The 26494-nt window shown below is 75.5% G+C and carries 30 protein-coding genes; 15 read left to right on the forward strand and 15 right to left on the reverse strand.

From position 1 onward, the window contains the following. Positions 1 to 17 precede the first annotated feature (17 nt). The 7 genes from ACQP6G_RS12695 to ACQP6G_RS12725 are packed head-to-tail and all read left to right on the forward strand — an operon-like array spanning position 18 to position 5776. Positions 18 to 320, forward strand: coding sequence for an urease subunit gamma (locus ACQP6G_RS12695; RefSeq protein ID WP_429727897.1), 303 nt, complete (start codon positions 18 to 20; stop codon positions 318 to 320). 49 nt (positions 321 to 369) lie between these two features. Further along, complete coding sequence (gene ureB, locus ACQP6G_RS12700; protein WP_429764695.1) at positions 370 to 756, forward strand: urease subunit beta; 387 nt, start codon at positions 370 to 372, stop codon at positions 754 to 756. Beyond that, positions 756 to 2459: an urease subunit alpha gene (locus ACQP6G_RS12705; RefSeq protein ID WP_429764696.1), complete on the forward strand. Its 1704-nt coding sequence runs from the start codon at positions 756 to 758 to the stop codon at positions 2457 to 2459. Before ureB ends, ACQP6G_RS12705 begins: the two co-directional genes overlap by 1 nt. A 7-nt stretch (positions 2460 to 2466) precedes the next feature. After that, positions 2467 to 3222, forward strand: coding sequence for an urease accessory protein UreF (locus tag ACQP6G_RS12710; RefSeq protein ID WP_429764698.1), 756 nt, complete (start codon positions 2467 to 2469; stop codon positions 3220 to 3222). Next, positions 3215 to 4006, forward strand: a complete 792-nt coding sequence (gene ureG / locus ACQP6G_RS12715) for an urease accessory protein UreG (RefSeq protein WP_429764699.1) — start codon at positions 3215 to 3217, stop codon at positions 4004 to 4006. The genes ACQP6G_RS12710 and ureG overlap by 8 nt, the downstream gene beginning before the upstream one ends. Next, on the forward strand, positions 3984 to 4796 hold the full coding sequence (locus ACQP6G_RS12720) for an urease accessory protein UreD (RefSeq protein WP_429764700.1): 813 nt from the start codon (positions 3984 to 3986) through the stop codon (positions 4794 to 4796). Before ureG ends, ACQP6G_RS12720 begins: the two co-directional genes overlap by 23 nt. Continuing rightward, on the forward strand, positions 4793 to 5776 hold the full coding sequence (locus ACQP6G_RS12725; protein WP_429764702.1) for a HoxN/HupN/NixA family nickel/cobalt transporter: 984 nt from the start codon (positions 4793 to 4795) through the stop codon (positions 5774 to 5776). Before ACQP6G_RS12720 ends, ACQP6G_RS12725 begins: the two co-directional genes overlap by 4 nt. On the opposite strand, the gene ACQP6G_RS12730 is transcribed toward ACQP6G_RS12725, so the two are convergent. Next, positions 5717 to 6136: a MarR family transcriptional regulator gene (locus ACQP6G_RS12730; RefSeq protein ID WP_429764703.1), complete on the reverse strand. Its 420-nt coding sequence runs from the start codon at positions 6134 to 6136 to the stop codon at positions 5717 to 5719. The two genes, ACQP6G_RS12725 and ACQP6G_RS12730, sit on opposite strands and share 60 nt — an antisense overlap. Before the next feature lie 86 nt (positions 6137 to 6222). Between ACQP6G_RS12730 and ACQP6G_RS12735 the strand changes: the two genes are divergently transcribed. Both ACQP6G_RS12735 and ACQP6G_RS12740 read left to right on the forward strand, forming a co-directional pair. Further along, positions 6223 to 7278: a substrate-binding domain-containing protein gene (locus ACQP6G_RS12735; protein WP_429764705.1), complete on the forward strand. Its 1056-nt coding sequence runs from the start codon at positions 6223 to 6225 to the stop codon at positions 7276 to 7278. 71 nt (positions 7279 to 7349) lie between these two features. Next, on the forward strand, positions 7350 to 7973 hold the full coding sequence (locus tag ACQP6G_RS12740) for a malonic semialdehyde reductase (RefSeq protein ID WP_429764707.1): 624 nt from the start codon (positions 7350 to 7352) through the stop codon (positions 7971 to 7973). Positions 7974 to 8064: 91 nt separating this feature from the next. On the opposite strand, the gene ACQP6G_RS12745 is transcribed toward ACQP6G_RS12740, so the two are convergent. The 7 genes from ACQP6G_RS12745 to ACQP6G_RS12775 all read right to left on the reverse strand — a co-directional run bounded on the left by ACQP6G_RS12745 (position 8065) and on the right by ACQP6G_RS12775 (position 14442). Continuing rightward, positions 8065 to 9048 (reverse strand): zinc-binding dehydrogenase, encoded by a 984-nt coding sequence (locus ACQP6G_RS12745; RefSeq protein ID WP_429764708.1) that lies wholly within the window; start codon positions 9046 to 9048, stop codon positions 8065 to 8067. A gap of 146 nt (positions 9049 to 9194) precedes the next feature. Further along, positions 9195 to 10112 carry a sulfurtransferase gene (locus ACQP6G_RS12750; protein WP_429764710.1) on the reverse strand — a complete coding sequence of 306 codons (918 nt, stop codon included), beginning with the start codon at positions 10110 to 10112 and terminating at the stop codon, positions 9195 to 9197. Beyond that, positions 10109 to 10744 (reverse strand): ribosomal protein S18-alanine N-acetyltransferase, encoded by a 636-nt coding sequence (gene rimI / locus ACQP6G_RS12755; RefSeq protein ID WP_429764711.1) that lies wholly within the window; start codon positions 10742 to 10744, stop codon positions 10109 to 10111. Before rimI ends, ACQP6G_RS12750 begins: the two co-directional genes overlap by 4 nt. Further along, a complete protein-coding gene (gene tsaB, locus ACQP6G_RS12760) occupies positions 10741 to 11475 on the reverse strand; it encodes a tRNA (adenosine(37)-N6)-threonylcarbamoyltransferase complex dimerization subunit type 1 TsaB (RefSeq protein ID WP_429764713.1) in 735 nt (244 codons plus the stop codon). Before tsaB ends, rimI begins: the two co-directional genes overlap by 4 nt. A gap of 110 nt (positions 11476 to 11585) precedes the next feature. Beyond that, positions 11586 to 12131: a tRNA (adenosine(37)-N6)-threonylcarbamoyltransferase complex ATPase subunit type 1 TsaE gene (gene tsaE / locus ACQP6G_RS12765; RefSeq protein WP_429764714.1), complete on the reverse strand. Its 546-nt coding sequence runs from the start codon at positions 12129 to 12131 to the stop codon at positions 11586 to 11588. After that, positions 12128 to 13429 carry an alanine racemase gene (gene alr / locus ACQP6G_RS12770; protein WP_429764715.1) on the reverse strand — a complete coding sequence of 434 codons (1302 nt, stop codon included), beginning with the start codon at positions 13427 to 13429 and terminating at the stop codon, positions 12128 to 12130. The genes tsaE and alr overlap by 4 nt, the downstream gene beginning before the upstream one ends. 8 nt (positions 13430 to 13437) lie before the next feature. Next, entirely contained in the window at positions 13438 to 14442 is a 1005-nt protein-coding gene (locus tag ACQP6G_RS12775) for a pseudouridine synthase (protein ID WP_429764717.1), read from the reverse strand. A 33-nt stretch (positions 14443 to 14475) separates the two neighbouring features. Between ACQP6G_RS12775 and ACQP6G_RS12780 the strand changes: the two genes are divergently transcribed. Beyond that, positions 14476 to 14958, forward strand: coding sequence for a glutathione peroxidase (locus tag ACQP6G_RS12780; protein ID WP_429764719.1), 483 nt, complete (start codon positions 14476 to 14478; stop codon positions 14956 to 14958). A 122-nt stretch (positions 14959 to 15080) separates the two neighbouring features. Here ACQP6G_RS12780 and ACQP6G_RS12785 read toward each other — a convergent pair whose 3' ends face one another. Beyond that, positions 15081 to 16682: a bifunctional ADP-dependent NAD(P)H-hydrate dehydratase/NAD(P)H-hydrate epimerase gene (locus ACQP6G_RS12785; protein WP_429764721.1), complete on the reverse strand. Its 1602-nt coding sequence runs from the start codon at positions 16680 to 16682 to the stop codon at positions 15081 to 15083. 101 nt (positions 16683 to 16783) lie between these two features. Between ACQP6G_RS12785 and ACQP6G_RS12790 the strand changes: the two genes are divergently transcribed. From ACQP6G_RS12790 to ACQP6G_RS12800, 3 genes are read left to right on the forward strand one after another with little or no spacing between them, the layout of a single operon-like run. Next, positions 16784 to 18295, forward strand: a complete 1512-nt coding sequence (locus ACQP6G_RS12790; protein ID WP_429764722.1) for a recombinase family protein — start codon at positions 16784 to 16786, stop codon at positions 18293 to 18295. Further along, entirely contained in the window at positions 18250 to 19305 is a 1056-nt protein-coding gene (locus ACQP6G_RS12795) for an LLM class F420-dependent oxidoreductase (protein ID WP_429764723.1), read from the forward strand. Before ACQP6G_RS12790 ends, ACQP6G_RS12795 begins: the two co-directional genes overlap by 46 nt. A 3-nt stretch (positions 19306 to 19308) precedes the next feature. Beyond that, entirely contained in the window at positions 19309 to 20142 is an 834-nt protein-coding gene (locus ACQP6G_RS12800) for an alpha/beta fold hydrolase (RefSeq protein WP_429764725.1), read from the forward strand. Positions 20143 to 20148: 6 nt separating this feature from the next. Here the strand turns inward: ACQP6G_RS12800 and ACQP6G_RS12805 are convergent, their stop codons facing one another. Beyond that, the gene (locus ACQP6G_RS12805; RefSeq protein WP_429764727.1) at positions 20149 to 20499 is read right to left on the reverse strand and encodes a holo-ACP synthase; all 351 of its coding nucleotides are present in this window, start codon (positions 20497 to 20499) and stop codon (positions 20149 to 20151) included. Positions 20500 to 20566: 67 nt separating this feature from the next. Between ACQP6G_RS12805 and ACQP6G_RS12810 the strand changes: the two genes are divergently transcribed. After that, positions 20567 to 21391, forward strand: coding sequence for an alpha/beta fold hydrolase (locus ACQP6G_RS12810; protein ID WP_429764728.1), 825 nt, complete (start codon positions 20567 to 20569; stop codon positions 21389 to 21391). 18 nt (positions 21392 to 21409) lie between these two features. Here ACQP6G_RS12810 and ACQP6G_RS12815 read toward each other — a convergent pair whose 3' ends face one another. Then, entirely contained in the window at positions 21410 to 21757 is a 348-nt protein-coding gene (locus ACQP6G_RS12815) for a nucleoside triphosphate pyrophosphohydrolase family protein (RefSeq protein ID WP_429764729.1), read from the reverse strand. A 32-nt stretch (positions 21758 to 21789) separates the two neighbouring features. Continuing rightward, entirely contained in the window at positions 21790 to 22350 is a 561-nt protein-coding gene (locus tag ACQP6G_RS12820; protein ID WP_429764731.1) for a 2'-5' RNA ligase family protein, read from the reverse strand. Positions 22351 to 22561: 211 nt separating this feature from the next. Here ACQP6G_RS12820 and coaA point away from each other — a divergent pair, with 211 nt between their 5' ends. Beyond that, positions 22562 to 23509, forward strand: coding sequence for a type I pantothenate kinase (gene coaA, locus ACQP6G_RS12825; protein WP_429765189.1), 948 nt, complete (start codon positions 22562 to 22564; stop codon positions 23507 to 23509). Positions 23510 to 23516: 7 nt separating this feature from the next. On the opposite strand, the gene ACQP6G_RS12830 is transcribed toward coaA, so the two are convergent. From ACQP6G_RS12830 to glmM, 3 genes are all read right to left on the reverse strand, one after another. Then, on the reverse strand, positions 23517 to 24203 hold the full coding sequence (locus ACQP6G_RS12830; RefSeq protein WP_429764733.1) for a DedA family protein: 687 nt from the start codon (positions 24201 to 24203) through the stop codon (positions 23517 to 23519). Between the two features lie 144 nt (positions 24204 to 24347). Continuing rightward, complete coding sequence (locus ACQP6G_RS12835) at positions 24348 to 25043, reverse strand: peptide deformylase (protein WP_429764734.1); 696 nt, start codon at positions 25041 to 25043, stop codon at positions 24348 to 24350. Next, the gene (gene glmM, locus ACQP6G_RS12840) at positions 25040 to 26404 is read right to left on the reverse strand and encodes a phosphoglucosamine mutase (RefSeq protein WP_429765190.1); all 1365 of its coding nucleotides are present in this window, start codon (positions 26402 to 26404) and stop codon (positions 25040 to 25042) included. Before glmM ends, ACQP6G_RS12835 begins: the two co-directional genes overlap by 4 nt. Between the last annotated feature and the right edge of the window lie 90 nt (positions 26405 to 26494).

The following is a 26494-nucleotide window of genomic DNA, read 5'->3' on the forward strand; positions in this document are numbered from 1 at the left end:
CGCACCGAGGAGGACGCGTGCACCTGACCCCCGCCGACACCGAGAAGCTGCTGCTCGCCGTGGCGGGCATGGTCGCGCGCGACCGCCTCGCGCGCGGTGTGCGGCTCAACCACCCCGAGTCGGTCGCCCTGCTGTCGTGCTGGGTGATCGAGCGGGCCCGCGACGGCGCCGACGTGCCGACCCTCATGCAGGACGGCCGCGAGGTGCTGGGCCGCGAGCAGGTGATGGACGGCGTGCCCGAGATGCTCGTCGACGTGCAGGTCGAGGCCACCTTCCCCGACGGCCGCAAGCTCGTGACCCTGCACCATCCCATCCCGTGACCCCGGCACCCGCCGGCCGCCTCGACCCGACCCCGACCCAGGAGGTCCCGTGACCGCACACGTCGCCACCGGCCCCGGCGCGACCCGCGTCGCCCCCGGGCGCCTCGAGCTCAACGTGCGCCCGGCGCACGAGCGGCTGCGCCTCGTCGTGGAGAACACCGGCGACCGGCCGGTGCAGGTGGGCTCGCACGTGCACCTGCCCGACGCCAACGACGCGCTCCGCTTCGACCGCGCCGCCGCGCACGGCTTCCGGCTCGACGTCCCGTCCGGCACGTCGCAGCGGTTCGAGCCGGGGGTGAGCCGCGAGGTCGACGCCGTGACGATCCGCGGCGCGCGGCGCGTGCCGGGCATCCGCCGGGGCAAGACCGACGGCGGCGCGCTCGGCGCCGTCCCGTCCCCGGAGGCCACGGCGCCGCACGACGAGCAGGAGGACTGATGGTCTGGATCGACCGGGAGCGCTACGCGGCCCTGTACGGGCCGACCGTCGGCGACCAGCTGCGCCTCGGCGACACCGACCTGTGGATCGAGGTCACCGAGGACCGCACGGTCGGCGGCGAGGAGGCCGTGTTCGGCGGCGGCAAGTCCATCCGGGAGTCGATGGCGCAGTCGACGCGGAGCCGTGCCGCCGGGGCCCTGGACACCGTGATCACCGGCGTCGTCGTCCTGGACTGGTGGTGCGTGGTCCGGGCGGACGTCGGGCTGCGCGACGGGCGGGTCGTCGCGCTCGGCCGTGCGGGCAACCCGGACGTGGCCGACGGCGTGCACCCGGACCTCGTCATCGGGCCGTCGACCGACGTGATCTCGGGCGAGGGCCGGATCCTCACCGCCGGCGGCTTCGACCCGCACGTGCACCTGCTGTCGCCGTCGGCGCTGCACGAGGCGCTGGCCACCGGCATCACGACCGTCGCCGGGGGCGGCACGGGCCCGTCCGAGGGCTCGAAGGCCACCACGGTGACGCCCGGCGCCTGGCACCTGCGGTCCGTGCTGCGCGCGCTGGACCACCTGCCGCTCAACGTGCTGCTGCTCGGCAAGGGCAACACCGTGGGCGAGGAGGCCCTCGCGGAGCAGGCCCTCGCCGGAGCGGCCGGGTACAAGGTGCACGAGGACTGGGGCTCCACGCCCGCCGCCCTCGACGCGGCGCTGCGGGCCGCCGACGAGTGGGGCCTCCAGGTGGCGCTGCACTCCGACTCGCTCAACGAGGCCGGGTTCGTCCAGTCCACGATCGACGCGATCGGCGGCCGGGGGATCCACGCGTACCACGTCGAGGGCGCGGGCGGCGGGCACGCCCCCGACATCCTCACCATCGCGAGCCTGCCGCACGTGCTGCCGGGGTCGACCAACCCGACCCTGCCCCACACGGTGAACACCGTGGCGGAGCACCTCGACATGCTCATGGTCTGCCACCACCTCAACCCCGCCGTCCCCGAGGACCTGGCGTTCGCCGAGTCGCGGATCCGGGCGTCGACCATCGCCGCCGAGGACGTGCTGCACGACCTCGGGGCCATCTCCATCACCTCCTCCGACGCCCAGGCGATGGGCCGCATCGGCGAGGTGATCACCCGCACCTGGCAGGTGGCGCACGTGATGAAGCACCGGCGCGGGCCGCTGTCGGGCGCGGAGCCGGCGGACAACGAGCGCGCCCGCCGGTACGTCGCGAAGTACACGATCAACCCGGCGGTCGCGCACGGCGTCGACGCCCACATCGGCTCCGTGGAGCCGGGCAAGCTGGCCGACCTCGTGCTGTGGGACCCCCGGTTCTTCGGGGTCCGGCCCGAGCTCGTGATCAAGGGCGGGGTGATCGCGTGGGCGGCGCTGGGCGACCCGAACGCGTCCATCCCCACGCCGCAGCCGGTGCTCATGCGTCCCGCGTTCGGCGACGCCGTCGGCGCCGACACCTCGCTCGCGTTCGTCGCGCCGGCCGCGATCGAGGACGGCCTGGCCGGGCGCCTGGGCCTGCGCCGGCAGCTCGCCCCCGTCGCACCCACGCGCGGCGTCACCAAGGCGGACATGCGCAACAACGACGCGCTGCCGGACATCGACATCCGCCCCGACACCTTCGAGATCCGCGTCGACGGCGACCTGGTCGAGCCCGCACCCGCGGTGCGCCTGCCGCTCGCCCAGCTCTACTCGATGTTCTAGGCCGCCCATGACGTCCCTGTCCCCGCACCCCGCCACGGTCGCGATGCTGCTCGCGGACGCCCGCCTGCCCGGCGGCGGGCACGCCCACTCCGCGAGCCTCGAGCCCGCGCTGCGCGGCGGCATGCCGCCGGCCGACGTGCCGGCGTGGATGGTCGGTCGGGCGACGACGGTCAGCCTGGTGGAGGCCGGCACGGCGGTGGTCACCGCCCGGCTGCTGGCCGACGCCGGGCCCGCCGCCGGGACGGTCGACGCGCCGGACGACCGGGTCGACGCCGTCGTGCGCGCCTGGGCGGCGCGGACGCCCTCCCCCGCGCTGCGGGACGCGTCGCGCCTGCTGGGCCGCGGGTACCTGCGGGTCGCACGCACCCTGTGGCCGGGCAGCGCGGCCGTGCACGTCGTCGCCCGGCACGACGCGGCGAGCCGCCGGGAGAGCACGGGGCACCCGCGCGGCACCGGCGCGCCGCCGCGCGCCGTCGTGCTCGGCGCGATCTGTGCGGCGGCCGGCGTCCCCCCGGCGGACGTCGTCCGGCTGACCGTCTACGACGACGCCCAGGCGGCGGCGTCGGCCCTGCTCAAGCTCGAGCCGCTGGACCCCCTCGCCCCGGCGCGGTGGGTCCTCGACGCGTGCGCCGCCGCCGAGGAGCACGTGCTCCGCGTCGCGGCGTGCGCCACCCCGGAGGACATCCCGTCCTCCGGTGCCCCGTTGACCGAGGGCTGGGCCGAGGCCCACGCCGTCACGACCCAGAGGTTGTTCCGTGCCTGAACCCACTCCCCCCGCCACCCCCGCGAACCCGTCGCTCCCCGCCCGCGCCCTGCGCCTGGGCGTCGCCGGCCCCGTCGGCGTCGGCAAGTCCTCCCTGATCGCGACCGTGTGCCGGGCGCTGTCCGACGAGCTCGCGATCGGCGTCATCACCAACGACATCTACACCGACGAGGACGCGCGCTTCCTGCGGTCCGCCGGCGTCCTGGACCCTGAGCGCATCCGCGCCGTCGAGACCGGCGCCTGCCCGCACACCGCCATCCGCGACGACGTCACCGCCAACCTGCTCGCGGCCGAGGACCTCGAGCGCGACTTCGCGCCCCTCGACCTCGTGATCATCGAGTCCGGCGGCGACAACCTCACCGCCACGTTCTCCCCCGCCCTCGTCGACGCGCAGATCTTCGTGCTCGACGTCGCGGGCGGGGGCGACGTCGCGCGCAAGGGCGGGCCCGGCATCGGCCGCGCCGACCTCCTCGTGGTCAACAAGACCGACCTCGCGCCGCACGTCGGGGTGGACGTCGGGCAGATGGTCGCCGACGCGTCGGCCGCCCGCGACGGCCGGGACGTCGTCGCCCTGTCGCGCACGGACCCGGCGTCCGTCGCGGAGCTGCGGACGTGGCTCCTCGGCGTGCTCGACCTGTTCCGCGCCGGCGCGCACGTGGCGCAGGACCCCGGCCCGATGGCGCCGCACTTCCACGCCGACGAGGAGGGCGGGGGCGTCCTGCACAGCCACGCGGACGGCGAGCGGTCGCACGGGCACGAGCATGCGCACACCCCCGCGCACTGAGGTCCGCCGCACGCTCGTCGAGGTCGAGCCGGGCACCGTGCCGGGCGCCCCCGTGCGCGTGCGCACCCGGGACGGGCTGCTCGCGGCGCGGACCGTCGCGCGCGGGGCCGCGCACGCGGAGGTGGCGCTCGTCGCGACCGGCGCGGTGCTGCTCGGCGGCGACCACGTCACCGTGCAGGTGCGCGTCGCCGACGGCTGCGCACTCACCCTCACCGACGTCGGCGGCACGGTCGCGTACGACGGCGAGGGCGTGCCGTGCCGCTGGGACGCCGAGGTGCGGCTCGGGGCCGGCGCGCGGCTCGACTGGGAAGGCCTGCCGTTCGTCGTGTCCACGGGCGCGGACGTGACCCGGTCGACGGACGCGGTGCTCGGCCCGGGCGCGCGGCTGCGGCTGCGCGAGACCGTCGTGCTGGGGCGCGACGGCGAGCGCGGCGGCCGCGTCGTGCTGCGGTCCCGCGCGCACGACGACGACGGGCCGCTGCTCGTCGAGGAGGTCGTCGCCGCCGGCGACCGCCCCGTGCCGGGGGTCCTGGGCGGGGCGCGCGTGGTCGACACCGTGACCGACCTCCGGGGCACGCCTGACGACGACCCCGCCGACGACCCCGCCGACGACCCCGCCGCGATCAGCCCCGACGGCGCGGTGACGCTGCGCCTGGAACGCGGCGGCACCCTGACCCGCTGGCTCGGGCCCACCGCTCATCTCAGCCCGTTGCACCGGTCTCATCCCGTACCGGCCCGCCCCGTCGCGGCGCCGCCCGCGCCGCCCCTCGTCCGTCTGGAGCCCGCATGACCCGCACCGCCCTCGTCGTCGCCGCCCTGCACGTCGTCGGGATCGGCGGCCTCGCCGCCACCCTCGCCCTGGACGGCGGCTCCGGCGCGATCACCCTCGTCATGGCCCTCACGGCGTACGGGTTCGGCCTGCGGCACGCGTTCGACGCCGACCACATCGCCACGATCGACAACACGACGCGGCGGCTCGTGCGCGAGGGCCGCGACGCGCGCGGGGTGGGCCTGTGGTTCTCGCTCGGCCACTCGACGGTGGTCGTGGGCGCCGCGCTCCTGCTCGCCGTCGGTGTGCAGGCGCTGGCGCCCGCGCTCGAGGACGAGTCGTCGCCCTGGCGCCGGTTCACCGGCGTGTGGGGCCCGGTCGTGTCGGGCACCTTCCTGCTGACGATCGCCGTGGTGAACGTGCTGCTGCTGCGCCGTGCCCTGCGTGCCGGCCGGCGCGCGGCGGGCGACGGCCACCACCACGACCTCGACGCCGCCGGCGGCCCGGTCTCGTGGGCGCTGCGCCGGTTCGCGTGGGCCACCGACAGGCCGGGGCGCATGTACGGCGTGGGCCTCGTGTTCGGGCTCGGCTTCGACACCGCCACGGAGATCGGCCTGCTCGCGATGACGGCCTCGACCGCCATGGGCCAGGTGCCGTGGTACGCGCCGCTGCCGCTGGCGGTGCTGTTCGCCGCCGGGATGTCGCTGCTCGACTCCCTGCAGGGCTCGGCCGCCCGGCGCGCGTACGCCCAGGCGGGCGTCGGCGCGGAGCGGGGCCGCCTGCGCTACGACGTGCTGGTCACCGGCGTCTCCGCCGCGGCCGCGGTGGGCATCGGCGGGGTGACCCTGCTGCAGGTGGCCGCCGAGCACGTCCCCGCCCTGGCCGAGGTGCCGGGAGCGTCGGTCGGCCTCGAGCCCTACGGCCTGGTGCTCGCCGGGGTGCTACTGGTCGCCTGGCTGGTCGCCCTGCTCCGCCTCCGCCAGCCGCGCGTCGAGGTCTGACAGCACGTCCCGCCCCCGGGACGACAGGTGGACGCGGACCACGCGACGGTCGAAGGCGTCCACCTCGCGGTACACCAGCGCGCGGGTGACGAGCGCGTCCACGCGACGGCCGAGGGTCGCCTTGTCCGTGACCGTCGCGGCGCGCAGCTCGGACATCATGGCGCCCGGCCGCCGCCGCAGCGCGTCCAGCACGAGCCACTCGTCGACGGTGCAGCCGGCGGGCGCGACGGCCTCGGCCGCGCGTCGCGCGGCGCGCCGCCCGGCCACCACGGAGCCCCGCAGCGCGGCGGCGGCCGTCGCCCCGGACGCACCCACGTCCGGGCCCGCCGTGGGGCTCTCCGACCGCGTCGACGTCCGCATGCTGACCCGCCTTCCCTCGCGCTCGTACACTACCGGCCATCACAGGCCGGGGCCCGGACCAGGGCCCCTCGCGCGGACGGGACGTCATGTCGGACTTCGTCGTCGGCGTCCTGCTGCACTTCCAGGGGCCGGGCGGGATCTACGGCCCCTCGTGCCAGGCCGTCACGGAGCTCGCGGTCGCCGAGCTCAACGCCGCGGGCGGCATCCTCGGGCGCCCGGTGCGCGCCGAGCTGCTCGACGCCGGCCAGCCGGTCGACCGGCTCCGTCGGCGCCTCGGGGCCGCGCTCGACGCCGGGCGCCTGCACGCGCTCACCGGGTGGCACACGTCGGCGGTGCGGCGCGCCGTCGTGCCGCTCGTGCAGCGCCGCGTGCCGTACGTGTACCCCGCGGCGTACGAGGGCGCCGAGACCCGCCCGGGTCTCTACGTCACCGGGGAGGTGCCGTCGGCGCAGCTCTTCCCCGCGATCGAGCGGCTGCGGGCCGAGGCGGGCACGCGCCGGTGGTTCGTCGTCGGGGACGACTACGCCTGGCCCCGCGGCACGTACGCGGCGCTGGCGCCGCAGCTGGCCGCGCTCGGCGCCGGGTTCGCGGGCGCGCGCTTCCTGCCGGAGCAGGGGGCGAGCGACGCGCAGCTCGCGGCCACGCTCGACGACGTGGCGCGCTCGGGCGCCGAGGGGGTGCTGCTGCTGATGGTCGGGCAGAACGGGGTGCGGTTCAACCGCCTGTTCGCGCGGCGGGGCCTGCACGAGCGGGTCGTGCGGCTCAGCACGCTCATGGAGGAGAACATGCTCATGGGCAGCGGGGCCGGCGCGACGGCGAACCTGTACTCGGCCGGCGGCTGGTTCCGCAGCCTCGCGACCGGCGAGGCGCTCGACCTGGTGGGCCGCTACACGGCGCACCACGGGCTGCACGCGCCCGCGATCGGTGCGGCCGCCGAGGCCTGCTACGAGGGGATCCTCGCGCTGCGGTCGATCGTCGAGCGGGCGGGCAGCGCCGTCGTCGCCGCGACCGACCGCTCCGTCGACGGGCTCACGTACGAGGGGCCGCGCGGCCTGGTCCGGTTCCGCGGCAACCACGCGGAGCAGAGGCTGTACCTCGCGCGTGCCGACGGGTTCGACTTCGACCCCCTCGCGGCGCTGTGACCTGGCCTGCTGTGGGGCACGTCACGGCCGCACCCGGAATCATGCGTCTGCATCGATCTGTTACGGCAACCATGACCGAGACCCTCACTCACCCGTCCACGTCTCTCGCCGTCGGCGACGAGGTGGCGGACCTCCTGTTCCGCTCCGCCCGCACCACCTCCCTGTGGACCGACGAGCCCGTCACCGACGAGCAGCTCACCTCCGCCTGGGACCTGGCGAAGTTCGGGCCCACCGCGATGAACACCCTCCCCCTGCGCGTGCTGGTGCTGCGCTCGGGCGACGCGCGCGAGCGCCTCGTGGCCCACATGGGCGACGGCAACAAGGACCGCGTCGCCGGCGCGCCGGTCTCCCTGGTGCTGGCCGCGGACCCGGCCTTCCACCAGCACCTCGACACCCTCTTCCCCGCCTACCCGGGCATGAAGGAGCAGCTGGAGCCCGCCGCGGAGGTCCGCGAGCAGATGGCCCGCAACAACGCCCTCATCCAGGCCGGGTACCTCATCGTGGGCCTGCGGGCCGCCGGCCTCGCCGCCGGCCCGATGAACGGCATGGACTTCGACGGCGTCGACGCCGAGTTCTTCGCCGAGTCCGGCTGGAAGTCGTTCCTCGTCGTCAACGTCGGCCACGCCGAGGGCGAGGGCTCGCCCTACCCGCGCGGCCCGCGCCTGTCCTTCGACGAGGTCGCGCAGGTCCTCTGACCCGCGCCTCCACGACGCAGGCACGGCCCGGTCCCCCGAGGGGGCCGGGCCGTCGTCGTCCCCGGCGTCGACGCCTGGGGCCGGTCGCCGCCTAGGGCTGCAGCACGAGCTTCCCGACGTGCGCCCGTCGGGCGAGCTCCTCCTGCGCCCGGGCCGCGTCCTCCAGCGGGAACGTCGCCGCGACCACGGGCTCGATCTTGCCGCGGCGGGCCAGGTCCATCAGCAGGCCGAAGTGCGCGCGCGTGTGCATCGACGAGCCGACGACCTGCGCGTTGTGGAGGTACAGGCGACGGACGTCGAAGGCCACCTCGTGCCCGCCGAGCGCCCCGGCGACGACCCACCTCCCGCCCTCGCGCAGCAGCGGCAGCCCGTCGCCCAGCAGGTCGCCGGCGACCACGTCGAGCACGACGTCGACGCCGTCCGGGGCCGCGGACCGGACCTGTTCGACGACGTCGTGCGCCCGGTCCACGACGACGTCGGCGCCGGCGTCGCGCACGGCGGCGATCTTGTCGCCGCTGGAGATCGCCAGCACGCGCGCCCCGCGGGCGCGGGCGAGCTGGACGAGCGCCAGGCCGACCCCGCCCGACGCCCCCGAGACCAGGGCGGTCTCGCCCTCCCGCAGGCCGCCCCGCTCGATCATGCCGAGCGCGGTGCCGTAGGCGGTGGGCAGGGTCGCGAGCTGGTCGTCCGTGAGGGGCGACCCCGTCATGTCGTGCACCTGGTCGGCGGGCGCCGTCACGTACCCGGCGTACCCGCCGTCCCGCTCGCTGCCCATGAGGCCCACCGGGTGGGCGTCCGGACCGTCGCCGTCGTAGCTCGCCGGGTCGATCACGACCCGGAGCCCGACGAGGCCCGCGTCCGCGCCGGCACCGACGGCCACGACCTGCCCCGCGACGTCCGCGCCCTGGGTCCGTGGGAAGTCGACGGGGCCGCGCCAGCCGGACAGCGCCGCCGGGTCGCCCGGCCTGCCGTAGGCCCCCTCCCGGGTCCACAGGTCGGTGTTGTTCAGCGCCACCGCGGCCACGCGCACCAGCGCCTCCCCCGGCCCGGGCGCCGGGACGGCGACCTCCGTCACCTGGAGGACCTCCGGGCCCCCGTGCCGGTGCATCCGTACCGCGCGCATCGTCTCGGGCGTGCTCGTCGATCGACCTCCCGTGTATACAGATCGGTATACACGCGACGCTAGCACGACTCCCGGGGACGACCGGGGAACGAGGCGCGCTAGGGCCGGTCGCCCGTGTCCGCCGGCCGCGACGGGTCGTTCGACCACTGCGACCATGACCCCGGGTACAGGGCGGCGGGGATGCCCGCGCACGCCAGCGCGGCGATCTCGTGCGACGCCGTGACACCCGACCCGCAGTAGACGCCGACGGCGAGCACCTCGTCGTCGTCCGCTTCCTCCGGCGCGTCGGCGGGCGCGCTCAGGCCCAGGTCGGCGAACCGGCCCTGGAGCGACTCCTCGTCGAGGAACGTGCCGTCCTCGCGCAGGTTCTCCGTGGTCGGGGCGCTCACGGCACCGGGCACGTGGCCCGCGCGCGGGTCCACGGGCTCGCTCTCGCCCCGGTACCGCTCGGCGGCCCGCGCGTCGAGCAGGGTGCCGGTCTCGGCCAGGTCCGCCGCGTCGTCGGCGTCCAGCACGGGCAGGTGTCCCGGACGGGCCACCAGGTCGCCCGGCGCGTGGACGACCTCACCGCTCTCCAGCGCGTAGCCCGCCCGGACCCAGGCGGGCAGGCCGCCGTCGAGGATGCGCACGTCGTCGACGCCGAAGTAGCGCAGCAGCCACCAGGCCCGCGCCGCGGACGTGCCGCCCACCGTGTCGTACACGACGACACGTGAGGAGCTCCGCAGCCCCCAGGCCCGCGCGCTGCGCTGGAACGAGGACGCCGAGGGCAGCGGGTGGCGGCCCTCCTCCGCCGACGGCTCCGCGGCCAGCTCGGACTCCAGGTCCACGTACACGGCGTCGGGCAGGTGCCCCCCGAGGTAGCGCTCCCGGCCGTCGGTCATGCCGAGCGCCCAGCGGACGTCGAGCAGCACGGGCGCGCCGTCGGCCGGGTCCGGCCCGGCACTCAGCCGCAGGTCCGCCGCGAGCTCCGCGACCGTCACCAGCACCCGCGAGCGCGGCGAGTCCTCGCGGGTCACGACGTCGTCCCTGGTTGCGCGTGATCGTCGCGCAGGTCGAGCCGCATCGTGAAGGCGTCCTTGTCCTCGGGCTGGTAGTACCGCTTGCGCAGCCCGATCCGCTCGAAGCCGTGCCGTTCGTACAGCGCGAGTGCGGGCTCGTTGTCGACCCGCACCTCGAGCAGGACCGCCTCCGCCTTGAGCTTGCGCGCCCGCCCGACGAGCGCCTCCAGCAGGGCGCGCCCCACGCCGTGCCGCTGGTACTGGGGGTCCACGCCGATCGTCATGACCTGCGCGACGTCGCCGTCGAACCAGAGACCGGCGTACCCGACGACGGGCTTCGGGCCGATCCCGTACACCGCGACGGCGTCCTGGCCGGCGGGCTCGGCCACGACGTACCAGCGCCCGAGCGCGGCCAGCTCGTCGGCGAGCATCCCGTAGGTCCACGCCCCGGCGCCGAACAGCACCCGCTCGAGCTGGAGCACCCGGTCGAAGTCCGTGCTGGCCAGCGGGCGCAGCCGGCACGACGGCTCGTACACGTGCTGCACCGTGCGCGGCAGGTCCGGGGCGGGGCGCTCGGGCTCGTCGGCGACCGGCCCGGTGGTCGGTTGCTCGGAGGTCGGCTGCTCGGAGGTCGGCTGCCCGATGGTCATGCCGGGCTCCCGGTAGCGGGGACGAGGCGCGCCGGCGCCGGCTCCTGCACGTCGGGCCGGCGCAGGTACAGCGGCTCCGTGGGCAGCTCCTCGCCGGCGGCGCGGCGGGCGAGCGCGAGGCGCGCCAGGACCGCGGCGTCCGGGACGAGCGGGGCGTCCTCGTCGGCGGGCAGGTGCTCCGGGTACAGGATGGCGCCCTCCCCCACCACGACCAGGCGCCCGCCGTCGGCGGGCGCGTCCGCGAGCCGCGCGGCGACGTCGGCGGCCTTGTCCACTCCCGGACCGGCCAGGGTCTCGACGACGGGGACCCCGTGCGGGCCCTCGTGCGCGACGACGCGGTAGTGGGCCCAGTAGACCTCCTTGCGGCGGGCGTCGGTCGCGACGAGCACCTCGTCGCCCGGCGTCAGCCCGAGGTCGGCGACCGCCTGCACCGCGACCGCGTCCACGCTCGGCACGCCGAGCACGTCGATCCCGAGCGCGAGCGCCAGGGTGCGCGCGGTCACGAGCCCCACGCGCAGGCCGGTGAACGGTGCGGGCCCGGTGCCCACCGCGACGGCCGTGAGGTCCGTGCGGTCCAGGCCGGCGTCGGCGAGCACCGCGTCGACGAGCGGGGCCAGCGACTCGGCGTGCCGGCGTCGCTCGTCGGCCGAGCGCGCGGCGAGCCGGGCGCCGCCGGGGTCGACGAGCGCGACGGCGACGGCTGCGGAGGTATCCAGTGCGAGAACGGCCACGGCCTCAGCCTACGTTTCCCGCGGCCCGGCCGGGGGACGCATCGTCCGTGCTGAGTCGATCCTCGAGACCGAGGTCTGAGGATCGGTTGAGCATGCTCGATTCTTCCGGGTCAGCGCGCGGTGAGGGCGGCCAGGTCGACGCCGGCCCAGCGGGGGCCGACGCCGCGCAGCGTCGCGTGGCGGGTCCCGGCGCCGGGGTCGGCCTCGTCGTCGTCGGGCGCGCCGGCGGCCGTGCCGCGGGGGCGTTCCAGGTCGATCTCCAGGCGGTCGTCGGTGAGCGCCTCGGCCAGCCCGCGGCCCCACTCGACGACGGTGACCGACTCCTCGAGGGACGAGTCCAGGTCCAGCGCGTCCAGCTCCCCCAGGCCTCCGAGCCGGTAGGCGTCCACGTGCACGAGGGCGGGACCGCGCGTGCCGTCCTCGCGGGGCAGCGGCGGGTGCTCGCGCGCCACGATGAACGTGGGCGACGCCACCTGGCCCCGGATGCCCAGCGCGGCTCCCAGGCCCTGGGTGAGCGTCGTCTTGCCCGCCCCCAGGTCCCCCGTGAGGATCACCAGGTCGCCCGCCCGGAGCACGCCGGCCAGGGCCGCCCCCAGCGCCCGCGTGGACTCCGCGTCCGGCAGGTCCGTCTCCGTCCGCACGACGACGTCGCTCACCGCTGCACTTCCTTCCAGGTCTCCGTGTCGGCCTTCGTGGCGAGGCCCGTGTACACGCGCACCGCGCGCGCCCCGATGCCCGTGACGATCTCGTAGCTGATGGTGCCCGCGGCGCGGGCCCAGTCCTCGGCGTTCGGCAGCGTGGCGCCGCGTTCGACGCCGTCCGACGCCCCGAAGAGGGTGACGACGTCGCCCTCGCGCTCCGTGGCGTCCGGCCCGAGGTCGAGCACGAACTGGTCCATGCACACCCGCCCCGCCACGCGCAGCACCCGGGCGGACGCGCCGCTCCCGACGCCGACCGGGCCGCCGACGCCGAGGCTGCCGCCCGACGCGTGCCGCTGGATGCCGTCCGCGTAGCCCAGCGGCACCACGCCCAGGCGGGTGTCGCGCGGCGTCGTGTAGTGGTGCCCGTAGGACACGCCGTGGCCGGCCGGCACGTCCTTGACGGTGGCGAGCCGCGCCTGCAGCGTCATCGCGCCGCGCAGCCCGTAGTCGCCGGGCGCGCCGAGCTGCGGCACCGGCGAGTGCCCGTAGACGGCGATGCCGGGCCGGACGAGGTCGTGGTGCAGCCGGGGGTCGGTGAGCACGGCGGCCGAGTTCGCGAGGTGCCGCACCTCGAGCGACGCGCCGGAGGCCTCGACGACGGCCACCGCGGCGTCGAACGCCGCCGCCTGGAGGGCGATCGACGGGTGCCCGGGCTCGTCGGCGCACGCCAGGTGCGACATCACGCCCACCACCCGCAGCACGCCCTCGGCCTCGAGCGCAGCCGCCCGGCGCACGACGTCCGGCAGGTCGGCGGGCACGATCCCGCTGCGACCGAGGCCGGTGTCGACCTTGAGGTGCACGCGGGCGGGCTCGCCGGCGGCCCGCGCGCCCGCGGCCACCTCGTCGAGCGCCCACGGCGCCGCGACGCCGACGTCCACGCCCGCCGCGACCAGCCGGTCGAACGGCGCCCCCGGCGTCGCGAGCCAGGTCAGCACCCGGGCGTCCGCGGTCGTGACGCCGCCGGCGCGCAGCGCGAGGGCCTCGGCGGGGACCGCCGTGCCGAGCCAGGTCGCGCCGCCCGCGAGCGCCGCCCGCGCCACCGGCAGCATCCCGTGCCCGTACCCGTCCGCCTTCACCACGGCCATCACCGCCGCGCCCGGGGCGTGGCCCGCCAGCACGCGCACGTTGTCGCGCACTGCGGACAGGTCGACGACCGCGCGCGCCAGCGCGTCGTCGGGGAAGGGCAGGTCGACCGGCGCGGCGGGTGTGCTGTCGGCCGGGACCGCGGAGGGGACCTCGGTGCTCACGGTCATCGATTCTCTCACCGCGTGCCGTCGCCCCTGCCGCCGTCGTCCGCGCCCTCGCCACCCGGCCACGCGGCGAGGCGCCGGCGGGAGCGGAACTCGCGGGGTTCGCCGTCGATCGGGTCGACGAACGCGAGCGAGCGGGCGAGCAGCTGCAGGGGCCGGTCCGGGTCGTCGGGCGCGTCCTCGCGCAGCACCGGCCAGAACGGGTCGTGCAGCAGGGGCAGCCCGAGCGACGCCATGTGCAGGCGGAGCTGGTGCGTCTTGCCGGTGTGCGGCTCGAGCCGGTAGAGCCCGAGGCCGCGGGCCTCGTCCCGCGCGACGAGCGTCACCCGCGACTCCGCGTTCGGCTCGCCCGGCTCCTCCTGGGCCCGCACCACGCCCCGGTGCTTGACGATGCGCGAGCGCACCGTCGTCGTGCCCTCGCGGGCCAGGACCGACCCCGGAGCCGGCAGCGGCGCGACCGCCTCGTAGACCTTGCGCACCGCGCGGTCCTGGAACGCCGTCTGGTACGCGCCGCGCACCTCGGGCCGCGCGGTGAGCACGAGCACGCCGGCGGTGGGCCGGTCGAGCCGGTGCGCGGGCACCAGCTCGGGCAGGTCGAGGGTGGCGCGCAGGTGCACGAGCACCGTGCGGGTCACCCAGCGCCCGCGCGGAATCGTGGCGACGAGGTGCGGCTTGTCCACCACCAGCAGGTCGTCGTCGCGGTGCAGCACCTCCAGCTCGGCGAGGGCGGGCACCTCCGGCTCGTCGGCGGGCGGGTCGCGGTACAGGTAGAGGAACCCGCGCGGCGCGTACGGGGTGGCGTCGTCGACGACGGCGCCCGCGCCCGTCACGACCTCGCCCGCGGCGAGCTTCTCCCGCAGCCGGGCGGCGTCGTCGCCGAACCGCTCCAGCAGGTACTGCGTCGCCGTCGCGTACCGGGCGACGCTGGCCGCGTCGTGCGGCAGCACGACGCGCGTGGGGTTGAGGCCGTCCCGCACGGGCAGGGGCGGGGCGTGCTTGCGCGGACCGGGTGGCACCGGACCATTGTCGCGCGCGGCATGATGGCCCGTATGAGCCTCTACGACATCCGGTTCGAGCGCATGGACGGCACGACGACGACGCTCGCGGAGCACCGCGACGACGTGGTGCTGGTGGTCAACGTCGCCTCGCGCTGCGGGCTCACCCCGCAGTACGAGGCGCTGGAGCAGCTGCAGAAGACGTACGCCGACCGCGGGTTCACCGTGATCGGCTTCCCGTCCAACCAGTTCCTCCAGGAGCTCTCCACCGACGAGAAGATCGCCGAGTTCTGCTCCACCACCTACGGCGTCACGTTCCCCGTGGTCTCCAAGGTCCGCGTGAACGGCCGCCACACGCACCCGCTGTACGCCGAGCTGAAGAAGACCCCCGACGAGGGCGGCCACGACGGCCGCATCCGCTGGAACTTCGAGAAGTTCGTCGTGCTGCCCGGCGGCGACGTGCACCGGTTCTCCCCGCAGACCGTGCCCGACGCCCAGGAGATCGTCGACCTCATCGAGAAGTCCCTGCCGAGGTAGTCATCAGCCCGGCGAGGTAGTACGAGTCCCCGCGAGGTAGTCCGGATCACCGCGAGGTAGTACGCCACCCGCCGAGGTACGACGACCCGTCGACGGCGCTGGTCAGGTGCTCCCGACCGTCGTCAGGCCCCGGACAGCAGGGCGGCTACCTCGCCCGGCACCGCCGTCGCGACGTCGAGCGCCGCCACGGGGCCGCCCGGGTTCGCGCGGTGCGCGGCGCGACCGTGCACCAGCGCCGCCGCGGCGGCGACCTCGGCCGCGAGCGCCGGGTTCTCGACGACGTCACGAGACCGGGCCGCGAGCATCGCGCCGAGCACTCCGGCGAGCACGTCGCCCGCGCCCGCGGTGGCCAACCAGCCCGGCCCGTCGGCCTGCGCGTAAGCCCCGCCCGTCCCGACGACGACGGTCACGCCTCCCTTGAGCAGCACCGTCGCGCCGGTGAGCTCGTGCGCCCGCCGCGCCCAGCGCAGCGGCTCGGCCTCGACGTCCGGGCGGCGCACGTCCTGGCCGCGCGAGCGCAGCAGCGCCGTCAGCTCGCCCGCGTGCGGGGTGAGCACGAACCACGCCGGGACGCGCCCGTCGAGCAGGCCCAGCCCGCCGGCGTCGACGACCGCCGGCACGGGGCCGCCCGCGGTCCCGGCGAGCTTGCCAGCCGCCGCCGCGAGGGAGGCGCGCCCCCGCTCGTGCTGGCCGTCGTCCAGGCCGTCGGCCTCCCCCTCGCGCGCCGCCTCCGGCCCGCCGGGGAGGCCCGGACCCACCACCCACGACTGCACGCGGCCTGGCGCGGTGACGACCTCGGGGCGTGCGGCGAGCACCGTCCGCCCGACGGACTCGGAGCCGCGGTGGCGCACCATCCCGGCCCCGGTCCGCACCGCGGCGGTCGTGGCGAGCACCGCCGCGCCGGGGTACGTCGCCGTGCCCGCGACGACGCCGACCACGCCGCGCGTGTACTTGTGGTCCGCGGGGCCCGGCACCGGCCACGACGCGGCGACGTCGGCGGGCTCCAGCCGTCGCACTGTCGGCGCGCCGGCGAGGTCCAGGCCTATGTCCACGACGCCCACCTCGCCCGCCAGCCCCGACGCCGGCGGCAGCAGCAGCCCGGGCTTGGCCGCGCCGAACGTCACCGTGCGGTCGGCTGTGAGCACCAGGCCGGACACCGCGCCGTCGTCCACCCCGATCCCCGACGGCACGTCCACCGCGACCACCCACGGTCGACCCGGCCCCGCCGCTGCGAGCGCGCGCCTGGCCCCGACACGCCGGTCGATGAGGGCCAAGAGCCCGCTCACAGCGTCCTGGGCGAGGCCGCGCAGGGGGCCGCGCGCGCCGATGCCGACCAGCCCGTCGAGGACGACGTCGGCGCGTGCGGCGTCGTCCACCACCGCGGTGAGGCCCTCGGGCGCCGCGAACAGCTCCACGACCCGGCCCCCTGCGCGCTCCAGCGCCGCGCGGCCGCCGGCGTGGAACTGCTCGGCGACCAGCACCGCCGTGACCCCCAGCCCCCGCCGCGCCAGCACCGCGCCCGCGTGCAGCGCGTCGCCGCCGTTGTTGCCCGCCCCCGCGAGCACCACGACCCGCGCGCCCCGCACCGGGCCCCGGCGGACCGCGACGTCCCGGAGCACGAGCGTCGCGAGCGCGAACGCCGCCCGCTCCATCAGCGGCACCCCCGCCGCGAGCAGCGGCTCCTCGGCGGCACGGACGTCGGCAGCGGACCAGGCGGAGATCATGGGACGCATCCTGCCGCGGGTGCGGATCCCATGCCCGTTGCCTCACAGCCTCGGGGTTGCCTCTTGACAGCGGACTTTTCGCCAGTGCCAGCATCAACATCGTGACCTGGGACGACATACCTGACGCCGAATACCGCCGTATCTCCGCCGACAAATCCGGGGAGGGGCGCGACATCACACGCCAGGGTGCGGACAACGCGGCGCTCGCTGCGGATGCCGGGCGGACCTTCGGCGACACGCCATATGTGGATCCCAGCGTGAGCGCGGCCGATGTCGACGCCGTCCGGCCGGAGTTCCTACGGCTCCTCGAAGATCTGGAGGCGGGCCGGGTCAATGGTGTGGTCGTGCACACGATCGATCGCCTCGTCCGCCGTTTCGATGATCTTCAGCGCCTGCTCGACATCTGGGACAGGGCCAGTGAATGCGGCCGAGAGATCCGACCGATCGTCACCTCGACACGGTCGTTCGACCTTCATGTCCCGTCCGACGTGATGCTCCTCGCGATGGAGGTGATCGCCGCGGACCAAGAGATCCGCAGAACGCGCCGTCGGGCCGTTCGCTCCCATCTCGACAACGCCCGGCGAGGGCGGGCCGGTGGGGGCCCACGGCCGTTCGGGTGGAACGACGACCGCCAGACCTTGCACCCGGTCGAGTCCGCCGCAGTGCGGGAGGCGGTGCTCGATGTCATGGCAGGCGCCGCAGGGTGGGGCCAGGTCGCGAACAGATGGAACGACGTCGGCCTACGCACGCCGTTCGGCAACACCTGGATCGCGGCCAACGTCCGTGCGACGTTGCGCAATCCACGACTCGCAGGGATCCGGACCTACAAGGGCGAGCCGGTCGTCCATGAGGACGGGACCTACGTAAAAGGCCCATGGCAGTCCATCCTCACGATCGAGCAGTGGGAGACGTACTGGGCCGTCGTCGGACCTGATCGCGGCGTCCCGCGCACACAGGAGCCACGTCGCTACCTCCTCTCGGGCCTGCTGCGCTGCTCGAGATGCACGAAGAAGCTGATCGGGAAGACGACGTCGACCAAGGGGCTGATCTATGCATGCCCACCCCGTGGGTCCGGCGGATGTGGGGGCACGTCGATCCGGGGGCGTGCGGCGGAAAAACTCGTCGAAGAACTTGTCCTCCGGCGTCTCGAGGCCGGTCGCGAGACCAGCAGGGCATCGACGACGTTCACCGGCGATGCCGAGCTCGACGAGATCCGGGCGACCGCCGGGCGGGTGCTCCGCGAGATTCAAGACGGTGAGCCGTCCGCTCGACGTCTGGCGACCATCGAGGTTCTCGAGGAACGCGAGGCCCTGCTGATTCGCGAGAAGGTCCGGTCGGCCGCGGTCGCTGCGCGAGAGGGAGGAAAGTCCGGCGACGTCCGTGCGGCGTGGCGCTCCTCGTCCTGGTCCACGAAGCGGTCCACGATCCTCGACGTGCTGGCCGTGGTCGTCGTGATGCCGCACTCGGGCGCCAACAACAAGGTCGACCCGGACAGACTCGTACCGACATGGCTCCACGGCGATTCGCGGACTAGAGCAGGCTATCCCCCGGGCATAGGCTCACAGCCATGGAGTTCGGACTCTTCATCCCCCAGGGATGGCGCCACGACCTGACCGATGTTCCGCCGTCGCAGCAGTGGGAGGTGATGCTCTCCCTTCTTCACTACGCCGACAACGCCGCGGCCGGTGAAGCGGTCCCGGGCGGGGAGTTCGCTTGGTCGTCCGTCTGGGTCTATGACCATTTTCATTCCGTTCCGATCCCCAGCACCGAGGCGACGCACGAGGCGTGGACGCTGATGGCGGCGTTCGCGGCGGCGTCCCAGCGCGTCAAGCTGGGCCAGATGTGCACGTGCATGTCGTACCGCAACCCCGCCTACCTGGCGAAGGTCGCCTCGACGGTGGACGCGATCTCCGGCGGCCGCGCCCAGCTCGGCATCGGCGCCGGCTGGTACGAGCACGAGTGGCGCGCCTACGGGTACGGCTTCCCCAGCGCGGGCGAGCGCCTGCGTGCCCTGGACGAGGGCCTGCAGATCATCACCCAGATGTGGCGCACCGGGTCGTCCGGCACGTTCGACGGCGAGCGCTACCAGGTGGACGGCGCGCTCTGCTACCCGCAGCCGCTGCAGCAGCTCCCGGTGGGCGACGGCGGCGCCGAGGTGCCGAGCATCCCGCTGTGGGTGGCAGGCGGCGGCGAGAAGAAGACGCTGCGGATCGCCGCGCGGTTCGCGCAGTACACGAACTTCGCGGGCGACCCCGAGACGTTCGCGCACAAGTCGTCGATCCTGGAGCAGCACTGCCGCGACCTGGGCCGCGACTTCGGGGAGATCACCCGCTCGTCCGACTACAACGTGGTCATCGGGGAGAACCAGGCCGAGGTGGACGACCGGTTCGCCTGGATCGAGTCGCACTTCCGCAAGCACGCCCCCGGCGAGCGGGGTGAGCAGGAGATCGCGAACTGGCGCAACAGCCCCGTCGTGGGCACGCCCGAGCAGGTCGTCGAGAAGCTCTCGGCCCTGCGCGACCTCGGCATGACGTACGCCATCACGTACTTCCCGAACGCCGCGGCCGACCGCGACCAGATCGAGCTCTTCCAGCGGCAGGTCATCCCCGCCCTGCAGGACTGAGCGATGGGCTCGCGACACGAGCTGGGGCTCCCGGACGGACGACGTCTCGTCGTGCACGACGACGGCCCGCCGTCCGCCGACGCCGTCGTCTGGCACCACGGCTCGCCCCAGTCCGGCGAGCTGCTCCCCCCGGTCGTGGCCGCCGCCCGGGCGCGCGGGCTGCGGCTGGTCTCGGTGGCGCGCGCCGGGTACGGCGGGTCCACCCGCCGTCCCGGCCGCACCGTGGCCGAGGCCGCGGCGGACGTGGCGCACGCCCTGGGTGCCCTCGGCGTGGCCCGGTGCCTCGCCGTCGGCGCCTCGGGCGGCGGCCCGCACGCCCTGGCCCTCGCCGCGCTCCGGCCCGACCTGGTGTCGGGCGCGGTGACCCTCGCGGGCGTCGCGCCCTACCCCGGCCAGGGTCACGACGACCTCTGGTTCGCCGGGATGGCCGACGACGGCGGCCTGCGCTCGGCTCTCGACGGCCCGTCAGCCCGCCAGCGGCACGCCGAGACCGCGGAGTTCGACGGGTCGAGCTTCACGGCCGACGACTACGCGACGCTCGCGGGGTCGTGGGCGTCGCTCGGCGCCGACGCCTCGCGGTCCGGCGAGACGTGGCCCGGCGGGCAGGTCGACGACGACCTCGCCTTCGTGCGGCCGTGGGGCGTCGAGCTGGGCGACGTCGCGACCCCGACCCTGGTCGTGCAGGGCGGCGCCGACCGCGTCGTGCCGCGACACCACGCCGACCTGCTGGTGGACGCCCTGCCCGCCGCGGAGCTGTGGCTGCGCCCGCGCGACGGCCACGTCAGCGTGCTCACCGCGCTCCCGGTCGCGCTCGACTGGTGGCGGTCCGCCGCCTGACCGTCGTCAGCCCTCCGCGACCACCATGGCGGAGGCGATGCCTGCGTCGTGCGAGATGGACAGGTGCCAGGCCTTGACGCCCAGCTCGTCGGCACGGGCCTGGACCGTGCCGCGCAGCTCGACCTCGGGCGGACCGCCGACGGTGCGGTGCACGGTCGCGTCGTGCCAGTGCATGTTCCCGGGGGCGCCCAGCGCCTTGGCGATGGCCTCCTTGGCCGCGAAGCGCGCCGCGAGGGACGACGCCGGCAGGTCCCGCTCGGCCTCGGTGAAGAGCTTCTCGCGCAGGCGCGGCACCCGCTCCACCGTCGCCATGAACCGGGCGACGTCCACCACGTCGATGCCCACGCCGATGATCATGGCCCTCAGCCTAGGTCCGTCGACCGTCAGGTCGGTGGTGTCGGTGCCGTGACCTAGCGTGCGCGCCATGCCCGACCACCTCGCAGCGCCGCTCCATCACGTCGAACGCGGCGCTCCGGCGGCACCCGGGACCCCCACGATGGTGCTGCTGCACGGGTTCCCCGTGGACCACCGCCTGATGCTGACGCCCTTCGAGGCCGCCCTCGCCGACCGCCCGGGCTGGCGGCGGGTCTACCTGGACCTCCCGGGGATGGGCGCGAGCGCGCCGTCGGGCGTGGCGAGCACGGACGACGTGCTCGCGGTCGTGCGGGAGGCGATCGACCGGCTCGTGCCCGGGCCGTACGTCCTCGTGGGCGAGTCGTTCGGGGGCTACCTCGCGCGCGGGCTGGTCGCCGCGGAACCGGGGCGCGTCCACGGGCTCGCCCTCCTGTGCCCCCTGATCGTCCCGGAGCACGACCGGCGCGACGTCCCGCCGCACCAGGTGCTGGTCCGGGACGACGCGCTGCTGCGGGAGGTCGGAGCGGCGGCCCTGGACGCCGACGACGTCGGCGTCGTGCAGACGCCCGAGACGTGGCGGCGCACCGAGGCCGAGGTGACGCCAGGGCTCGACGCCGCGGACCCGGCGACGGTGGCGCGGGTCGGCGAGCGCTTCGCCGGCACCTTCGCGGTCGAGCCGCGGCCCTACGACGGCCCCACGCTGTTCCTCACCGGCCGCCAGGACTCCTCGACCGGCTACCGCGACGCCTGGCGGGTCCTCGAGCACTACCCGCGCGCGACGTTCGCCGTGCTGGACCGCGCCGGCCACAACCTGCAGATCGAGCAGCCCGCGCTGTTCGACGCCCTCGTGGGCGAGTGGCTCGACCGGGTCGAGGAGGCGGCGTCGGGCGACTAGGACGGCGAGGGGCCGGCCTCAGCCCTCCGGGCGGACCCCGGCCTCGTCCGCCGGCTCCACGAGGTGTCGCCACCGGAACCACTTGCGCTCGATCTCCGCCTCGAGGTCGACGTCGAACCGTCGGGCGACGAGCAGCAGCTGCGCGAGCACGTCCGCGAGCTCGGCGCGGAACGCGGCGTCCACCTCGCCGTCGCCCTCGCCCCGGTCGCGCGACCGCCCCGACCGGGCGAGGTACGCCTGGGTGAGCTCCCCGACCTCCTCGTGCAGCTTGAGCACCAGCCAGTCGTCCGTGCGCGCGACGCCGAACCGCCGCTCGTACACCCTCGAGATGATCTCGACCTCGTCGCCCAGCTCCGTGAGTTCCACACGCCCACCCTAGGGACGACGACGGCGCGCGGTCAGGGCCCGGCGGCCCCCGGTGTGTCTGGAGACAGGGGGAAGTCCGCCCGCCGCCGCCAGCGCTCGCCGTCGAACACCAGCAGCGCGACCTCGCGCACCCTCGTCCGGACCGGCAGGCGGGGCGCCACCGCGGCCTCGGCGTCGTCGAGGGCCTCGGGCCCCTGCCCGTCCGCCACGGTGAGGTGCGGGACGACGTCGTCGAACGCCCCGCCGTACGGCGGCGCCTCGGGGAACCGCGCCGCCACCGCGGTCAGCAGGGCCCGCCACGACGCGTCCGGCGCCGGGACGAGGTACAGGACTCCGGGGAAGCGGCCGCACCCGGCGAACGTCGCGTCGAACGGGGCGTGGGCGCCGACGACGTCGCGCAGGGCGTCGAGCACGGCGGCGTCGACGGCCGCGACGGGCAGGAAGGGGAACAGGACGGTGACGTGCGCGGGCACGCCGTACGCGGCGGCCGTGTCGAGGTCGCTCCGCAGCACCCCGACGACGGGCTCGGCCTCGGGCACCACCACGACCAGCGCCGTCTGCCCCGCGACGAACCGCTCGGACGCCTCGTTCATGGCCCGGTTCCCTCCCTGGGTACGCTGCCCGTTGGTGCCGCCCGTCGCCGTGGCGGACCCGCCGGCGAGCCTACCGACGCGCTGGTCCGCCGTCGCCCGAGTTGCGGGACGAACCGGGTGCTCGGGCAGAATCGTGCAGGTGGCACCGCAGTCCCCCGACATCGCACCGGGCACAGCCCCCGGCACGACCCCCCAGCCCCTGGGTGAGCACCTGACCCGGCTCGCTCCGGCGTCCCCGTACGTCGACCTCGACCGCGCGGCGTGGAGCCGCCTGTCGGCGTCGACCCCGCTGCCGCTGACGGACGCCGACGTCGAGCGGCTGCGCGGGCTGGGCGACCCGATCGACCTCGCCGAGGTGGACGCCGTCTTCCGCCCGCTGTCACGACTGCTCAACCTGTACGTGGCCGCGAGCGCGGGCCTGCACCGCGCCACGTCGACGTTCCTGCACGAGGAGCCGCCGCGCACCCCGTACGTCATCGGCGTCGCGGGGTCCGTCGCGGTCGGCAAGTCGACGACGGCGCGCATCCTGCGCGAGATGATGGCGCGCTGGCCCGACACCCCGCACGTCGAGCTGATCACGACCGACGGCTTCCTGTACCCGAACGCCGAGCTGCAGCGCCGCGGGATCATGGACCGCAAGGGGTTCCCCGAGTCCTACGACCGGAGGGCCCTCATCCGCTTCCTGTCGCGCGTGAAGGCGGGGCAGGCCGAGGTGCGCGCCCCGGTGTACTCGCACGTCGTCTACGACATCGTGCCCGGCGAGGAGGTCGTGGTGCGCAAGCCGGACGTGCTCATCGTCGAGGGCCTCAACGTGCTGCAGCCCGCGCGCCCCTCCGCGATCGACGAGTCGACCGTGGCGGTGAGCGACTTCTTCGACTTCTCGATCTACGTCGACGCCCGCACGCGCAACATCCGGCAGTGGTACGTGGAGCGCTTCCTGCAGCTGCGCAGGACGGCGTTCAGCAGGCCGGAGTCGTACTTCCGGCGCTACGCGGACCTGTCCGACGCCGAGGCGACGGAGCGGGCGCTGTCCATCTGGGAGTCGATCAACGCGCCGAACCTGGAGCACAACGTGCTCCCCACCCGGGGGCGCGCCACCCTCGTGCTGACCAAGGGGTCGGACCACTCCGTGCAGCGGGTGCGGCTGCGCAAGCTCTGAGGCCCGGTCAGGCCGCCCTGCTCGTGGGCTCGGCGTCGGCCTCGTCGCCCTCGTCCTCGTCGGCCGGGACCGGCTCCGCCCTGGGCGGACCGGCGACGCGCTGCACCACCTGGTCGACCAGGACGCCGAGCAGGATGCCCGCGACCACGCCGACGGCCATGGCGAGCAGCGTGTTGTGCCCGAGCCAGGAGGCCGCGGCGAGGCCGATGAGCATCGAGTAGATGCCCCACGTCACGGCCGCGATGCCCGAGTAGAGCATGAACCGGTGGCGCGGGTACCCCACGGCGCCGGCGGTCATGTTGACCGCGACCCGCCCGATGGGCACGTACCGCGCGGCGAGGATGAACGACGCCCCGCGGTGCTCCAGGGCATGCCGCGCCCACTCGACGGCCTTGCGGCCGCGGGCGGAGCGCAGGAACGCGAACCGCTCGGTGCCGACGGCGCGGCCGATCTGGTAGGCGATCTGGTCGCCCGTCCACGCCCCGGCGATGGCGAGGGCGAGGACGCCGGGCAGCCACGGCTCGCCCTCCGAGTGGGCCAGCACGGTGAGGGTGATGACCACGGACTCGCTGGGGATCGGGGGGAAGAACCCGTCGATCGTCGCGAAGACGTACATGGCCGGGTAGATCCACAGGGACGCGCCGAGGTCGAGGACCCAGCCCTCCAGCTGTGCCAGCATCGTCGACAGGTTCACCAGGTCGGTCCCTCGGTTCGTCGGCCGGGAGGTGGGCCTCCGGCGGTCGCACGACGCCGTGCGGCGTCACGGCACCAGCCTAGGCAGAACCAGGGCACCGGCTGCATGGGGAATTCCCCCGGTTCCACCCTGAGTGCCGAATGTTCACCCGAGGTCCACGAACCCCTGGTCCACGGGCCCCGGATCCACGACCTGGCCGTAGCGCAGGAGGTTCTCGTTCGAGGTGAGCGTCCGCAGCAGCGCGTGGTCGAGGTACAGCTCGCCCGCGAGGTGGTCCGTCTCGTGCTGGACGATCCGGGCGGGCCAGCCGGTGAGGACCTCGTCGATCGGCGCCCCGGTCTCGTCGCGGCCGGTGAGCCGGACGCGCCGGTGCCGCGCGACGACGGCCTGCCACCCGTGCACCGACAGGCAGCCCTCGTGGAACGCCGCCCGCTCCGGCTCTCCGTCCGGGCCGGGCAGCGGCTCGTACGCGGGGTCGAGCAGCACCCGGTACGGCAGCGGGGCCCGCTCCCGGGGGTCGTCGGCGCCGGCGCCGCCGTCCTCGACGACGGCGATCGCCAGCCCGATCCCGACCTGGGGCGCCGCGAGCCCCACGCCGGGCGCGGCGTGCATGGTGCGGCGCATCGCCTCGAGCAGCCGCGGCAGCGCGTCGCCGAGCTGTCCGGTGTAGGTCGCCGCGGGGGCGCGCAGCACCGGAGCCCCGGCCTGCACGATCGGCAGGATCCCGGTGCCCGGCCCGTCCGCCGCCGCGTCCGCCCGGTCCAGCAGGTCGACGACGGCGGCCCGCAGGGCCTCGTCCACGCCGGCCGCCGGGCGCTCGGCTGGCGCGCCCTCAGTCACAGCGCCAGCCGGTCGCGCACGACGGCGGCGAGCGTGTCCGCCACGCCGTCGGCCTGCGTCTGGGTCGCCGCCTCGACCATGACCCGCACGAGGGGCTCGGTGCCCGACGGGCGGAGCAGGACGCGGCCCGTCTCCCCCAGGAGCGTCTCCGCGCTCTCGATCGCGGCGCGCACGCCCTCGTCGTCGGCCGCGCGGGCCTTGTCCACGCCCTTGACGTTGACGAGCGTCTGCGGCAGGCGCGGGACGTCGGCGGCGAGGTCGGCCAGGCGCCGCCCGCTCGCCTTCACGCGCGCGGCGAGGTGCAGCGCGGTGAGGACGCCGTCGCCGGTCGTGGCGTGGTCGGCCAGGATGATGTGGCCGGACTGCTCGCCCCCGAGCCCGTAGCCGTGCGCCCGCATCTCCTCGAGCACGTACCGGTCGCCCACGCCCGTCTGGATCGTGGTGATGCCCGCCTCGCGCATCGCGAGCAGGAGGCCGAGGTTGCTCATCACGGTGACGACCAGGGTGTCCGACGGCAGCCGGCCCTCGTCCTTGAGCCCACGGGCGAGGATCCCGAGGATCTGGTCGCCGTCCACCAGCACTCCCCCGTGGTCGACGGCGAGGCAGCGGTCCGCGTCGCCGTCGAACGCGACGCCGAAGTCGGCCTCCGCGGCCACGACGACGGCCTGCAGCTGCTCCGGGTGGGTGGAGCCGGCCTTCTCGTTGATGTTGCGACCGTCGGGGCTCGCGTTGATGACGACGACGTCGGCCCCCGCCTCGCGCAGCGCCTCCGGGCCGACCTGGCTCGCGGCGCCGTTGGCGGCGTCGACGGCGATGCGCAGGCCCTCCAGCGGGCGGACGTCCGCCGTCGTGCCGATGCTCGCCACGAGGTGCTCCACGTACTGCTGGGCGGCGATGCCGTTGTCGGAGCGCATGCGCCCGACGTCGGCGCCGATCGGCCGCTCCCAGTCCTGGCCGAGGCGCGCCTCGATCTGGTCCTCGACGTGGTCCGCCAGCTTGAAGCCGCCGCGCGCGAAGAACTTGATGCCGTTGTCCGGCATCGCGTTGTGGGACGCGGAGATCATCACGCCGAGGTCCATGTCCATCGCCCCCACGAGGTGGGCGAGCGCCGGGGTGGGCAGCACGCCCAGGTTGACGACGTCCACGCCGGAGCTGGCGAGGCCGGCGCCGACCGCGGCGGACAGGAACTCCCCGGACGCGCGCGGGTCGCGCCCGACGACGGCGCGCGGGCGGTGCCCGGCGAAGTCGCCCGACGTGCCGAGCACGTGGGCCGCCGCGCTGCCGAGCCCGAGGGCCAGGTCCGCGGTGACGTCCCGGTTGGCCAGCCCACGGACCCCGTCGGTGCCGAACAGTCGCACGATGTCTCCTCCTCCGGGCGCGGCGGTGGATCCGCACGCACACCCCGCGACGCCCCAGCGGACGCCGCACCGATCGTAGCCGGACGTGCGGAC

This window comes from Isoptericola nanjingensis (assembly GCF_050311635.1).
Taxonomy (GTDB): domain Bacteria; phylum Actinomycetota; class Actinomycetes; order Actinomycetales; family Cellulomonadaceae; genus Isoptericola; species Isoptericola nanjingensis.

Bases quoted from the DNA above. Each gene is read 5' to 3' on its own strand.
- ACQP6G_RS12705 (WP_429764696.1), top strand. From the start codon at position 756: ATGGTCTGGATCGACCGGGAGCGCTACGCGGCCCTGTACGGGCCGACC.
- ACQP6G_RS12710 (WP_429764698.1), top strand. From the start codon at position 2,467: ATGACGTCCCTGTCCCCGCACCCCGCCACGGTCGCGATGCTGCTCGCG.
- ACQP6G_RS12720 (WP_429764700.1), top strand. From the start codon at position 3,984: ATGCGCACACCCCCGCGCACTGAGGTCCGCCGCACGCTCGTCGAGGTC.
- ACQP6G_RS12725 (WP_429764702.1), top strand. From the start codon at position 4,793: ATGACCCGCACCGCCCTCGTCGTCGCCGCCCTGCACGTCGTCGGGATC.
- ACQP6G_RS12730 (WP_429764703.1), bottom strand. From the start codon at position 6,136: ATGCGGACGTCGACGCGGTCGGAGAGCCCCACGGCGGGCCCGGACGTG.
- ACQP6G_RS12735 (WP_429764705.1), top strand. From the start codon at position 6,223: ATGTCGGACTTCGTCGTCGGCGTCCTGCTGCACTTCCAGGGGCCGGGC.
- ACQP6G_RS12740 (WP_429764707.1), top strand. From the start codon at position 7,350: ATGACCGAGACCCTCACTCACCCGTCCACGTCTCTCGCCGTCGGCGAC.
- rimI (WP_429764711.1), bottom strand. From the start codon at position 10,744: ATGACCATCGGGCAGCCGACCTCCGAGCAGCCGACCTCCGAGCAACCG.
- alr (WP_429764715.1), bottom strand. From the start codon at position 13,429: ATGACCGTGAGCACCGAGGTCCCCTCCGCGGTCCCGGCCGACAGCACA.
- ACQP6G_RS12780 (WP_429764719.1), top strand. From the start codon at position 14,476: ATGAGCCTCTACGACATCCGGTTCGAGCGCATGGACGGCACGACGACG.
- ACQP6G_RS12785 (WP_429764721.1), bottom strand. From the start codon at position 16,682: ATGATCTCCGCCTGGTCCGCTGCCGACGTCCGTGCCGCCGAGGAGCCG.
- ACQP6G_RS12795 (WP_429764723.1), top strand. From the start codon at position 18,250: ATGGAGTTCGGACTCTTCATCCCCCAGGGATGGCGCCACGACCTGACC.
- ACQP6G_RS12800 (WP_429764725.1), top strand. From the start codon at position 19,309: ATGGGCTCGCGACACGAGCTGGGGCTCCCGGACGGACGACGTCTCGTC.
- ACQP6G_RS12805 (WP_429764727.1), bottom strand. From the start codon at position 20,499: ATGATCATCGGCGTGGGCATCGACGTGGTGGACGTCGCCCGGTTCATG.
- ACQP6G_RS12810 (WP_429764728.1), top strand. From the start codon at position 20,567: ATGCCCGACCACCTCGCAGCGCCGCTCCATCACGTCGAACGCGGCGCT.
- ACQP6G_RS12820 (WP_429764731.1), bottom strand. From the start codon at position 22,350: ATGAACGAGGCGTCCGAGCGGTTCGTCGCGGGGCAGACGGCGCTGGTC.